The sequence below is a fragment of the Moraxella nasicaprae genome (assembly GCF_025643275.1).
Classification (GTDB): domain Bacteria; phylum Pseudomonadota; class Gammaproteobacteria; order Pseudomonadales; family Moraxellaceae; genus Moraxella; species Moraxella nasicaprae.
On sequence record NZ_CP089977.1, the window covers coordinates 291893 to 304782 of the forward strand.

General features: G+C 44.5%; 9 protein-coding genes. 3 read left to right on the forward strand and 6 right to left on the reverse strand.

Annotated features, from left to right (window positions below):
* Positions 1 to 9: 9 nt before the first annotated feature.
* A complete protein-coding gene (locus tag LU297_RS01250) occupies positions 10 to 2709 on the reverse strand; it encodes an autotransporter assembly complex protein TamA (protein WP_263076610.1) in 2700 nt (899 codons plus the stop codon).
* 226 nt (positions 2710 to 2935) lie between these two features.
* Between LU297_RS01250 and LU297_RS01255 the strand changes: the two genes are divergently transcribed.
* From LU297_RS01255 to LU297_RS01265, 3 genes are all read left to right on the forward strand, one after another.
* On the forward strand, positions 2936 to 4258 hold the full coding sequence (locus tag LU297_RS01255; protein WP_263076611.1) for an MFS transporter: 1323 nt from the start codon (positions 2936 to 2938) through the stop codon (positions 4256 to 4258).
* A 143-nt stretch (positions 4259 to 4401) separates the two neighbouring features.
* A complete protein-coding gene (locus LU297_RS01260) occupies positions 4402 to 5217 on the forward strand; it encodes a tetratricopeptide repeat protein (RefSeq protein ID WP_263076612.1) in 816 nt (271 codons plus the stop codon).
* Between the two features lie 117 nt (positions 5218 to 5334).
* Positions 5335 to 7512, forward strand: a complete 2178-nt coding sequence (locus tag LU297_RS01265) for an esterase/lipase family protein (protein ID WP_263076613.1) — start codon at positions 5335 to 5337, stop codon at positions 7510 to 7512.
* A 57-nt stretch (positions 7513 to 7569) separates the two neighbouring features.
* Here LU297_RS01265 and adk read toward each other — a convergent pair whose 3' ends face one another.
* The 5 genes from adk to LU297_RS01290 form a co-directional block, all read right to left on the reverse strand.
* Positions 7570 to 8229, reverse strand: a complete 660-nt coding sequence (adk, locus tag LU297_RS01270) for an adenylate kinase (RefSeq protein ID WP_263077300.1) — start codon at positions 8227 to 8229, stop codon at positions 7570 to 7572.
* 261 nt (positions 8230 to 8490) lie between these two features.
* Positions 8491 to 9753, reverse strand: a complete 1263-nt coding sequence (gene ccmI, locus LU297_RS01275; RefSeq protein WP_263076614.1) for a c-type cytochrome biogenesis protein CcmI — start codon at positions 9751 to 9753, stop codon at positions 8491 to 8493.
* Entirely contained in the window at positions 9750 to 10247 is a 498-nt protein-coding gene (locus LU297_RS01280; RefSeq protein ID WP_263076615.1) for a cytochrome c-type biogenesis protein, read from the reverse strand. The genes ccmI and LU297_RS01280 overlap by 4 nt, the downstream gene beginning before the upstream one ends.
* A gap of 1 nt (position 10248) precedes the next feature.
* Positions 10249 to 10839 (reverse strand): DsbE family thiol:disulfide interchange protein, encoded by a 591-nt coding sequence (locus LU297_RS01285; RefSeq protein ID WP_263076616.1) that lies wholly within the window; start codon positions 10837 to 10839, stop codon positions 10249 to 10251.
* Between the two features lie 3 nt (positions 10840 to 10842).
* Entirely contained in the window at positions 10843 to 12828 is a 1986-nt protein-coding gene (locus tag LU297_RS01290; RefSeq protein ID WP_263076617.1) for a heme lyase CcmF/NrfE family subunit, read from the reverse strand.
* Between the last annotated feature and the right edge of the window lie 62 nt (positions 12829 to 12890).

The window sequence follows — 12890 nt, forward strand, 5'->3', positions numbered from 1 at the left end:
AAAACTTTTTTAGAATGGTGTACCAATAAAAAAGTGCAACTTAATCTGCGTGTCTTGTTCTTTTAAGCCTGTGGCAACATCGACACGCACCTGCCCCACAGGAGATGCCCAGCGAATGCCCACGCCTGCACCCACTTTGGTTGGCGTGCTAAACTTCTTGTCATAAGCACCGCCCACATCGCCAAAGACCGCCAAGCGAAAATCCTTCATCAATTCATAATTGTACTCGACACTACCCACCGCCAATGCCTGACCACCTGTCAAGTAACCTTTATCAGATACAGGCGATAGACTGCCGTGATTATAGCCTCGCACGCTTTGGTCGCCTCCTGCAAAAAATCTCAGCTTATAAGGCACGGCATCAAAATCATTCGTCCAAATATAGCCTCCTTGCAAGCCAGCCACGACCTGATGAGCCCTATCCTTGCCGTAGGCATTATCCCCAAAACTATACACACCGCTCACACCTGCTTGAACGATGGCCATATCTGCATCACTGATGAGTTCTTTACTACCCACTTCCAAAGAATAATTTTGGCGATAGCCACGCAATGGATTGACCAAGTCATCAGCAACAGTCTTATGTAATGCAAATCCTGCCAATAAAGCCTCTTGGGTTGGCTTGCCATCTCGAAAATTGACGGGCAAATCCTGCCAAGTTGATGGGTCTGCTTTGGTTTCTAGCTCATCTAAGCGATAACGCAATGAATAACTGCGATTCCAGCCATTTTTATTGATGATATTACGACCAATGCCTTGTTCTAGCGTTCTGGTTGTCAGGTCAAATCCATTGGTTGATTTACCCACCACCTCCTCAAAATAGCTGAGACTGGCTTGCAATTTGTCATTGATGGGGTGACTAAGTGGTCTGCTGGCATACAGCTTAATACCTTTTTTATCTTCGGATAAGCGTACCTCTGCACCTGCCTGATAGCCATTGCGATTGATGAGATTATGTTCAAACTTGGTAATCAAGCGTGTGCCACTGTCCGACCCCCAACCCAGACCAATATGAGCATCACGAGGCTTATCAGACATCACAAAAATGTACAAAGGAACTTTTTTGTCCTCATAGACCGCTTGGGCGGTTTTTTTGCCAGCCAGTTCAGGCTTACTAACCCCTTCTGGCAAATCCAGCACATCTTTACTCTCATCTGGCAAGATGACTTTGGCAACATGCTTGATGGCATCACTGACCTTACCAAGTAGTGAGGTTGATTGATTTTGTGTCTGGTCAATCGGTAGCAGTCTATCATCAGGCAAATCATATAATCGCTGTGCTTTTTGGGCAACCAGATTGAGTTTGTCTTTGATGACCTCAGAAGCACTAAACTCAATCGGAGCAATGTCGGCCGTGATACCATCGCCCAGCTCAACCATCTGTGTTACGCTCTCTTTGGGCTTGTTGCTTTCATCAAATTCCACGCCTGCCACAGGATTTTTTTGAGGATAAATCGTCTCGGTATTAACGGCATTAAAATAGCCTGTCGCCAACAAACTGTTGGATAATTCTCGTACCGCCTGTCGATTATAAGCATCGCCCAGTTGAAAATTTAATAATTTTTTCAATAGTTTTGGCTTTACAGGCAACTTATCAGGGTCGGTGGTCAGCATACCCGTATCAGGGTCAATGGTAAAAAACACCACTTCATCAAACTGATATTGCACCCCTGTGTCATAAATCAAACTGACATCAGCAATATTGTCTGGCAAAACCACATCGACTGATTTGTTCAACCATTTTCCGTCCAAAAAACCCTGCTCACCACTGATGGTTTCGATGGCGGACTTACTGGCTTCATACTTGCCATGATGAAATACATCGCCTGCTTGTAAAACATTAGAATTAACCACAGCTTGATAATCGGCATTATTCTGCCCATCGCCACGCACTTCCAAGACACGGTTATCTACCTTGACAGGGTCGCCAAGCTGATGAATGATAAGATTGACTTCGCCTGCTTTTTGTTTTTGTAAACTAAAATCCACCGAATAATAACCCACTGCACGAGCAGCCGCCTGCACCGCTTGACGCATTCTGGGTAATGAACCATTAAAGTCAGTTACTGATTCTTGGGTGATGTCCTCCAAAGCGGCTTTCATGTTAGCGTATGGCTCTTGCATCAAAGTTTTGCGACTGATTTCTACCAGCTCATCGCCTTGTTGCTGACTGGCATGATAAAGACGGGCTTTTAGGCGTGGAACTTTGGCAACACCGTCATTAAACAAACGATTATACAGACGGCGAATCGCTCCATCGGTCTTTGGGGCATCATGCGTGATGGCTGGGAATGTCGCCATTTCTGCCGCTTGTATATCCAGCAAATATTCAGCAGGATTTAGATTTTCTTTGTCCAACGGTTGCACGGACATCTCTTGGGCAAGCTCTGTATCCAAGCCAACAGGAATCTTGTTTTCGTGCAAGCGTGAAATGATTTGCTCCTCAGGCAACCCATCTGTCTGTGTCTGCTCGCTACTTAAATCACTAAGCAAACGCTGCTCCAAATTGATGGCATTTCTGGCAGCGGTCAGATGTGCCTCAATCTGCTGAGGTGTTAATAACGCAATGTCATTATTTTGAACCGACTGGTCGGTTTTATTTGGCTCAGTTTTGTTCTGGGCGGTGGCGGTAGAAATCAAAACCGCCGAACACGCCAGCCATAAAGACGAACGCTTAAATGCTGGGCGTAGCATTTTTTTGAATTTCATAAGCACACCTGACCATCGTAATGCAAGCAAAGATACAATTTTTGCACAAAAAATAAAAAAACTTAAAAATAATACCTGTTATTATAGCAGACCCAAACGAAGTTTGATGACTTTTGTAAAAAATGTAACAAATTACACGCTCATCATTCAGTATGATAATAACCAACACTTTGTTTTTATTTAGACCATGACAGCCAAGCCATTGGCATTTTTATGATGATTTTTTATGGCAAGCCAACTCTCCTTATTCAAAAAACCTGCATTTAGCTCCATGTTTTTTACCCAGCTATTTGGGGCATTTAATGATAATATTTTTAAACAAGCACTTATTTTATTATTAACTTATTCAGCTGCTGCAAAACTTGACATGTCGGTCAGTCTGCTTAACAATCTGGCAGCAATGCTTTTTATTTTGCCGTATTTTTTATTTTCAGCATTGGCAGGACAGCTTGCAGATAAATACGAAAAATCTTGGCTAACTCGCCAGCTAAAACTGCTTGAAATCATCATCATGATTGTTGCCGCTGTTGGCTTTTTTTATGAGATTTATTGGCTACTGTTTGTGGCATTGTTTTTTATGGGGACGCAATCTACTTTCTTTGGCCCAATCAAATACGCCTATCTGCCAGAAGTGATGCACAAAGATGAACTGGTCGGTGCCAATGGTCTGTTTCAAAGCAGTACCAGCCTTGCGATTTTGGCAGGCATGATGTTGGCAGGTCTTTTGACCCAATTATACTTTGCTGAATACTGGCTGGCAGCGGTGACCATCATCGTGGCGTTATTTGGTTATTTGGCAGCCAGTGCCATTCCAAAAACCCAAAGCCACGCCAAAGACCTTGTCATTAACCATAACATCATCAGCACCAGCTGGGACATCATCAAGCACTTATACAGCTTACCTTTGCTATTTTTTATCATCATGGGTAATAGCTGGTATTGGTTTTATGGGGCGACTTTTTTGACCCAAACCCCAGAAGTCAGCAAAACCATCTTGCGTGGCGATGAGTCGGTGGTGATTTTTCTTTTAACTCTATTTTCGGTCGGTATCGCCATTGGCTCTGGTGTGTGTAAAATGTTCACCAAAAACCAAGTCAGCTTAAAACTTTTGCCCTTTGGCATTGCAGGTTTGACGATTTTTGCGGTTGCTCTTCATTACAGTTTGCTCCATGTACAAATACCAGCCAGTCAAATCGTCTATGGCATATCAGAATTGATGACTTTTGATGGTGTGTCATCGGTCTTTATTTTACTGTTTTTGTTAGGATTTGCAGGCGGTATCTATATCGTACCACTCTACACCTGCATGCAAGCCTATTCGCCCATCAGCCATCGCTCTCGCATTGTTGGGGCAAATAATATTTTTAATGCCTTATTTATGGTTGGCTCAGCGATATTTGCCATCGTGATTTTGACTGTCTTAAAGTTAAATTTGCCGCAACTGTTCTTGATTACAGGTATTCTTAATCTCATTCTTGGCGTGTTTTTTTACCATAAACTCAAACAACACGAAAACAGTTTGCCCATCAATGAAGGCAGTAACTTGTGATGAAAGCTGGCAAGTATTACAATATTGCAACATTTTCATCATCACTTTGTACAAAAAGATGACGATATTTTTTGGCAAATCTGTTATGATTTGACAAATTTTTTGGCACAATCATGTTAGTTGTATTTATTTAGGAATTTGTTATGAAAAAATTGACCGCTTTGGCAGCATTGACCGCCATCATCAGCCAAGCTGCTTACGCCAATACCCATCAGTCGCCTGCCATGCGTGGCGAGCTTACCCAAGCCATCGCACACCCAGCATCGGCAAACCTGCTTAGCACCAGCGTCAAAGGTCTGCCCGCACCAAGCGTATCAGTCAGTGAAGTCAAACACATTCCAACCGTACTCATTCCAGCCGATGCCGCTGGTACAACGATGATTGATGTAACCTTGATTGATGAATTTTTGGACGATGTTGCTCCAAATGCACGCCACTATCCACCAAACTTCCCAAGCCGTACCGCAGAATACTTGACCAGCGAAAACATCAAGCATCTATCTGATTGGATTGAGCCTTATGCCACCGCCGCCAATGCGTCATTTGATGTGGTATTGCGTGCCGCCAAAATCAATGGCATGGCTCGCAACCTAAATGTTGGCGACAGCTACACTTTGCGTGCTGGCAAACACATGGAGCAAGCCATCAAGCTACAACCAAATCACGCCGAAGCCAATTTCCTATATGGCATGATGATTTCAGAAGCTGGTGGTTTTAAGGAAGGTCGTAAATATTTGGATAAAGCCACCTCGCTAGGCTATACCGAAGCTGAGCAAAGCATCGCCCAAGCTGACCTGCTGAGCGACAACAAAACCGCTGCCCTAAAACGCCTGCGTGATTTGGCAGCTAAGCACCCAAATAATGCCCAAATCGCTGAGCAGGTGCGTATCGTTGAAGATGGTGGTTTTTATATTTGGAACATCAAAGACAGCAATATCCAAGTCAAACCAATCAAATAAGTTCCAATTTATACAAAGTCCGCACGGTGTCATGCTGTGCGGATTTTGACACATTGAATACATCAAGATTCATCAATACCTCATTTGCAGAGTTTTTCATCGTTCATCTCATTGATTATGCCAGTCAAACAATTTTTACCACAAGCCATCTTTTTGACCACTCTTACCCTGTCTTTGAATGCGTGTAGCGTGCTTGCTCCAAAACCCAAACAAAATGCCGCCAACCTACTACAACAAACCAGAAGTAGCATCATCACCAGTCATGAACTTAGTGCCACCAGCCAAGCCGCCATCTTATCATCAGGGTTTAGCCAAGAAAGCTGTTTATCAGAATTTGAGCATTGCTTACAAGGTGTTCAAAATTCGTTATTGATTGACGCACCAAACCGCCATCTGTTATCGGTATTGGCAGAACTGCATTATGCACATTCCTTAAAACTTGCCAGCCAGTCTGCCTGTCGTAGTGAGCTAGATAGATTACCCATTGATGAATATTATCACAACCAACCGCCAAGTCTTGATGAACTGGAACAAAAGTCACAAGCCAGCCAAGAATGCACCAGTCAATATCGACAAGCACTTTATCAGACGATTAAGCACAGTTATGCTTATCTGTTTTATGACAATCTAAACAATCATCATTCTGCCAGCAATATCGCCCAAGACAGTGATATTCGCACGCTTGATTTGTATCATCTGGCAAGCAATGATTTAATCAGTGAGATTTATCGTGATGACTTAGGTGCATTTGCCCACATTGCTCGCACGCAATACGACATTCGTCACGCCCCCATTGAGCCTTACTATCATCAAAAACAAATCAGCAAAATAACCACCATTGATGACAAGCAGCACACAACCATCAATGCCTTTATCGAAAATGATGATGACTACCTAAAACAACTGATGCGTGGCAATCAGCAGACCATCACTGATTTGGTTTCTGCGTATGATCCTAGATTATCTAAACTTGATGTCAATAGTCGTCGCTCTGGTATTGGGGTGAGCATGATTGGCTCGGTTGATGGGCGTTACACCATAGACAAACAAACCAGACAAGCCCTGCAACAAAATACTTGGCAACAAAGCCAAAATCCCAGCGACCGCATTCACACCATGGGACATCTACAAATCACCGCCATTGTAAAACCGACTGGTCGGACTGTATTAGAGGTTTTGGCAAGTGATACACTCAATATTCATCTATTTAACCCACAAAATCATCAGCAAGTAGAAATTTTGGGCAAAAGCTATCCGCTAAGTGCCAATTTTTCGGCAGGCTATGCGTTATGGTTGTCCGAAAACAAACTTAGTCAAGCCAGTCTGATTGGCATGCTTGCCAAGTCCAATCACGCCAGACTACCAGAACTTTTTATGCTAAAACCGTTCAATCCCAAACAAAAAGTCATCATTATGCTGCACGGTTTGGCATCAAGTCCTGCCACATGGGTAAATCTAACCAATACCCTATTATCCGACCCTGCATTGAACGAACAGTACCAAGTTTGGCAAATCGCTTATTCGACCAATTTGCCCATCTTGGAAAATCGTCATCAAATCCAGCAGCTCATCGAAACTGCCTTTGCCAATGCCGACCCATCAGGTCACGCCATCGCCAGTAAAGATGCGGTCATCATTGGGCATAGCATGGGTGGTGTCATCGCTCGGCTGATGCTCTCTGATGATGACCTAACCGTCAAATTAGGCGAATTGGGCGATAAAGCACAACAAGATTTGCTCAAAAAACTTCCCAAAGACCAAAGAATGGCAGTTGATGAACGGCTAAAATTACACGCATTACCACAAATTGGTACGGCGGTATTCATCTCAGCACCGTTTCGTGGCACAGACTATGCTGACCGCTGGTTTACTCGTGCCGCCAGACGCATCATTCATCTACCGCTTGATTTAACCCAAACCACAGGTGCTATCCTAAAAAACCTTGATGCAGGCAGCAATCAGCAAAATATCGGTGCTTTGTACTTGCAAAATGGTGCCAGCCAGCTCTCTGACCGTTCCTCATTCATGCAGCTGACCAAAGACATACGCATTCACCCAAAAGTACATTACCACACCATTGTTGGTGACCATCAAGGTATTCATGGTAAAGAAAACACGGTCAGTGACCATATTTCTGATGGCATTGTGCCGTATCTAAGCTCACACTTAGATGGTGCGACAAGCGAAACCATCATCACAGGCAGGCATAATATCCACGAAAACCCCAAAACCATTTTGCAATTACGCAAAATCCTGCATGCCCATTTAAACAAGAATACATCGCACACTCACTAAGCCAATAAAAAACCCCACCGTCTTTGGTTGGGGTTTTTGCTGATGGGCTTGAAATGCTTATGCTTTGCTATTTAGCACCGCAAAAATCTCATCACGCACCACATCGATGGATTTTGTACCATCAAATTGATGATAGCTTGGTGCATTTTCGCCAGACTGAGCAACTTCTTGATAATGACCAATCAGTGTGGCGGTCTGAGCATGATACACAGACAATCTGTCTCGCACCACTTCTTCTTTGTCATCATCTCGCTGCACCAAAGGTTCGCCTGTCACATCGTCCACACCCTCAGTCTTGGGCGGATTGTGAATGATGTGATAAGTGCGACCAGATGGTAGATGAGCTCGGCGACCAGACATACGGCTGACAATCTCATCATCAGGCACGCTGATTTCAACCACAAAATCAATGTCCACGCCAGCAGCTGATAATGCCTGAGCCTGTGGAATTGTGCGAGGGAAACCATCAAAAATACAACCATTGGCACAATCTGGCTGAGCAATACGCTCCTTGACCAAATTGATGATTAGGTCGTCAGAAACCAACTGACCTGCATCCATCACGCTCTTGGCAAGTTTACCAAGCTCTGTTCCTTCTTTGATGGCAGCACGAAGCATATCACCTGTGGAGATTTGTGGGATATTGAACTGTTTTGAAATCAGTTGAGCCTGTGTACCTTTGCCTGCACCAGGTGGACCTAACAAAATAATACGCATCATAATTTATTCTCCAAGATGATTATACCAAAAAACCCTGCAATGATGGTTCATCAAAATCCTCCCTGCACACCATCTCTCCATTACTCATCACAGACGACACTACTATAAAGCAGTCTGTCAAATTGTTCAAGTTATTTTGTATCAAATCCATATAAAAAACTCATCTTTCAACCAATACCTAAAAACTCATCACAAAAAAACACATCAACCAACTGATTGATGTGTTTTTAAATGAACCGTATTGCTAAGCAAAACCAACTAAGGAATGATTTGAGAAATCATCAAAGAGACTTGCTGGTCGTTCTTTTTTAGCACCACAGGATTAGCCGCCAAATCGCCTGACTGACTCATCGCATTGCCTGAGTGGCTGATACGAGCATTGACCACCAATGTCACGCCAGCATCACGCCCCATGCTCAGCGTACGATTTGGCATCATTGCATCAGCATCACTTAGCGTGACCGTAATCGCACCTGCTTTGATGTCACTGGCTGCCAAGCGTTTGACCGCATAAGGTGCACCGCCCGACTGCTCTGCCACTGACACAAATAGCGAATCATCAACCTTCATCTGTGCCAGTAAAGAAGGCTCGATGCCAACGGTAATCTTCACGCCTTGTGATGCCATTTGTTCTTGTTTGGCGATGTTTTGTGATAAATTATCCAAACTTGCCAATGCTTCGCTATGGTCACCAGAACGAGAAACAATGGACGAACGCAGTTTGGCAATCCACGCCTTTGCCATTGGATAATTACCCGCACGAGCCTCGCCCATCACCATCATCATCAATGCCCCTTCGTGATTTGGCGAGACGCTCAATACTTGGTTTAATACAGCACGAGCATTAGCATCTAGCTTACCCTCATTGGCAAAAAAGCTGGTCTGAGCATAGGTAATGGCAATCTCTTGATTGTCAGGTTCAAGACGGTTGGCACGAGCCAATGCCTCTAATGCCTGCGGTTTGGCATCAAGCATCATGAACAGCTCAGACAGTCTCATCCAACGATTGGCGTCATTGGCGTGCTGATGAACATTGGTCTGTATTGCAGAAATGAGTGCTGAGGAATTTTTTGCTGCCCATTCTGGCGGTGTGTCTAGCTTGCCTGTCAATAGGTCATCTGCCACCTGTCCCACGCTGTCTTGTGCAGCCCACAAGGTAAATACAGGCGTACGGTCAGCAGTGGTCAGATAAGCAATTGCCACCAGAATCGGAATCCACACCAGCACAATGATTCGCCCCTTGATGCCCACAGGCGTGTGCGTTTCTGCCACCGTTTGAGCATCAAGCAGTTGGCGTTTTAGTTCAATGGTCTGGGCTTTATAATGCTCATCATCAATCAGACCAGCTTGTTTATCGGCCTCCAATTCAGCAATGCGTTCGCCAAAAATCTGCACATTCACCGCCATCAACTGATTATCCTGCTGCCGTGCATGTCTTAGCCAAGGAAAAATAACCACTAATGACAACAAAAAAGTCAGCACCGCACACAGTGAAAAAAACAACAATAAACTTGGTGTCATGATGATTCCTTATTTTGTGTTTGTTGGTGTGTTGCCAAAATTTTGGCAATTTTTGCCTCTTCGCTGGCAGATAGCTCGTCAGTTGGCTCGTCAAACTTTTTGGCATTATGCCCACGAGATTTGTATAGCCAGCCTAGCAATAACATCAATAATAGCACTGGTGGAAAAAACCACAAAATCCAAGTCGATGGACGAATTGGCGGTTTATAACTGATGAAATCGCCATAGCGTTCAAACATATAATTGCGAATCTCGGTATCACTTCGACCCGCTTTAATCATTTCATAGGTTTGCTGCTTTAAATCTTGGGCGATGGGTGCGTCCGACCCTGCTAAATTTTGATTTTGGCATTTTGGACAACGCAACTCCTCAATCAAGGCACGATATCTGTTTTCTTGTTCAGGAGAATCAAATTGGTGCAAGTCAATACTGGCAGTCGCCGTCATCATCACTGCACTAAGCAGCATCGCCAAAATGGATTGATTGATGTTCATTTTATTCTCCCTGCTGGCACGCCGCTTGTTTGGCGGAAGTATCTAATGATTGATTTGCCAAAGCAGTCAAACAAGGCTGAATTTTTGCCTGCCAATTTGTATCATTGATTTCGCCAACGATGTGCTGATAAACCACACCATCAGTGCCAATAATAAAGCTCTCTGGTGCACCAGTTAGACCCAAATCAATGGCGTATTTGCCGTCCAAATCCTGCAAAGAATACAAAAATGGGTCTTTATAAGTGTTCAGATAAGATAAAGCATCGCTAAGCTCATCTTTATAATTCACACCAATCATTGGCACGCCTTGTTCGTGTAGTTTTAGCAAATATGGGTGTTCAATTTTACAAGTTGGACACCAAGAACCCCAAACATTGAGCAAAAACGGTACTTTTGGCAAATCCGCCTTAGTCATCGTGCGAGTGGTGTCAGACAATAATGGCAACTCATAAGCAGGCAACTGCTGATTGAGCAAGCGACTGGGAATGATGTCAGTTGATTTTCCCAATCGGAAAAAAAACATCACCACCAAGCCAATAAAGACCATCAATGGCACGACAAATAGCATTAAGCGTTTGGTTTGTTTGGTCATTTGTTAGTCCTTTTTGGTTGATGAAAAACGATAGCGTTTGTCAAGCATGGCAACCAATGCCCCAAAGCCCATCACAATCGCCCCAAGCCATAGCCAACGCACCATTGGCTTGACATAGACACGCACCGCCCAAGTGTTGTTATCCACCTTGCCATTGGCATCGGTGATTGGTTCGCCCAACGCCACATAGACTTCATTAAGCAGACTTGGACGAATACCCACTTCGGTCATCGGCATCATGCTCACGACATAATTGCGTTTTTCTGGATATAGATTGGCAATAATGTCATCGCCTTGATGCACCGAAATGGTGGCACGAGTTGAATCATAGTTTGAGCCTTTGATTTCATCAAAAGCGTGTAGATGAAAATCATAACCTTGCACATGTACGGTATCGCCCACCGTCATTGCCACATCTTTTTCTAGGCTAAAACTACTGGTTGCTGCCACACCCAACGCACAAATCAGCACGCCAATATGAGCCAGCTGCATACCATGATAGCTGGGTGTCAGTTTGGCAAGTCCCGACAATACAGAACCTTTGTGATGGCGAAGTTTGTCACGAATGTCCATCACAATAAACAGTAGCACCCAAGCAGATAATGCAGCCGTGATATAGATACTGTATTCAAAACCGCCATCTTCGGTCAATAGGCGAATCAGGTAGGTCATCACCGCACCCAGCACGCCTGCACTGATGGCAAAAGCAATTACTGTACTGGCAAATGGTCGGCTGTCGTATTTGTATCGCAATACTGCCCCAATACCCATAAACGCAAGCAATAGCCAGCTTAATGGCACAAATAAGGCATTAAAGTATGGAGGCCCAACCGACACCTGCCCCAATTTGAACGCATCGGCAATGATGGGATATAGCGTACCAAGCAGCACCACCAAAGTCGCCACCAATAAAATCATGTTATTGACCACCAGCACCGTTTCACGAGATTTTAGGCGATAGCTACTCTCTACGGTCAGCTTCCAGCCACGCAAGGCAAACATGAGCAGCCCCACGCCAATAACAATCGCCAAAATTGCCAGCACTGTCATACCACGCGTTGGGTCGGCAGCAAATGAATGCACTGAGGTAATCACCCCTGAACGCACCAAAAAAGTACCAAGCAGGCTTAGTGCAAACGAGAAAATGGCAAGCATGATTGTCCACGCCTTGAACACGCCTCGTTTTTCGGTAACGGCAAGTGAGTGCAACAAAGCGGTCGCAGCCAGCCACGGCATCAAAGAAGCGTTTTCGACAGGGTCCCAAAACCACCAGCCGCCCCAGCCAAGCTCATAATATGCCCACCAAGAACCCAAAGCGATACCCAAGGTCAAGAACATCCAAGCCGCCAGCGTCCACGGTCTGCTCCAACGAGTCCATACTGCGTCCAAACGCCCTGCCCATAACGCCGCCATACAAAATGCAAACGGTACCGCTAGACCCACATAGCCCATGTAGAGCATTGGCGGATGAAAAATCAAACCAGGGTCTTGCAATAATGGATTTAAATCCGTGCCATCAACAGGCAGGTTGGGCAACACTCGAACGAATGGCGATGAAGTAAAAATCAACATCGCAAGCATCATCACCTGAATCATCGCCAGTATGGACAACACTCTGGCACGAATATCTAGTGGCAGACCACGGCTAAATACTGACACCAGCATGCACCATGCCGCCAAAATCGTCATCCAAAGCAGTAGTGAGCCTTCATGCCCACCCCAAGTGGCGGACAGCTTATAATACCAAGGCAACAGACTGTTAGAATGGCTGGCAACATAAACCAAACTAAAATCATTGTACAAAAAGCCCGCAATCAATGCCAAAAACGACATCATCATCGCCAAAAATTGTGCGGTTGCTAGGCTTGGGGCAAGTTTTTGCCATTGTACTTGATGACGCATCACGCCAATCGCTGGCAAAATCGCTTGCAAAATCGCCAAAACGAACGCCAAGAGTAATGCAAAATACCCAAGTTCTGTAATTAACATAAAATACACTCATTAGGGTGCAAAATGCACAACCATAGATTTAGCTAACCTTATTATTATCC

Bases quoted from the DNA above. Each gene is read 5' to 3' on its own strand.
- LU297_RS01290 (WP_263076617.1), bottom strand. From the start codon at position 12,828: ATGTTAATTACAGAACTTGGGTATTTTGCATTACTCTTGGCGTTCGTT.
- LU297_RS01255 (WP_263076611.1), top strand. From the start codon at position 2,936: ATGGCAAGCCAACTCTCCTTATTCAAAAAACCTGCATTTAGCTCCATG.
- ccmI (WP_263076614.1), bottom strand. From the start codon at position 9,753: ATGACACCAAGTTTATTGTTGTTTTTTTCACTGTGTGCGGTGCTGACT.
- adk (WP_263077300.1), bottom strand. From the start codon at position 8,229: ATGCGTATTATTTTGTTAGGTCCACCTGGTGCAGGCAAAGGTACACAG.
- LU297_RS01265 (WP_263076613.1), top strand. From the start codon at position 5,335: ATGCCAGTCAAACAATTTTTACCACAAGCCATCTTTTTGACCACTCTT.
- LU297_RS01250 (WP_263076610.1), bottom strand. From the start codon at position 2,709: ATGAAATTCAAAAAAATGCTACGCCCAGCATTTAAGCGTTCGTCTTTA.
- LU297_RS01280 (WP_263076615.1), bottom strand. From the start codon at position 10,247: ATGAACATCAATCAATCCATTTTGGCGATGCTGCTTAGTGCAGTGATG.
- LU297_RS01260 (WP_263076612.1), top strand. From the start codon at position 4,402: ATGAAAAAATTGACCGCTTTGGCAGCATTGACCGCCATCATCAGCCAA.
- LU297_RS01285 (WP_263076616.1), bottom strand. From the start codon at position 10,839: ATGACCAAACAAACCAAACGCTTAATGCTATTTGTCGTGCCATTGATG.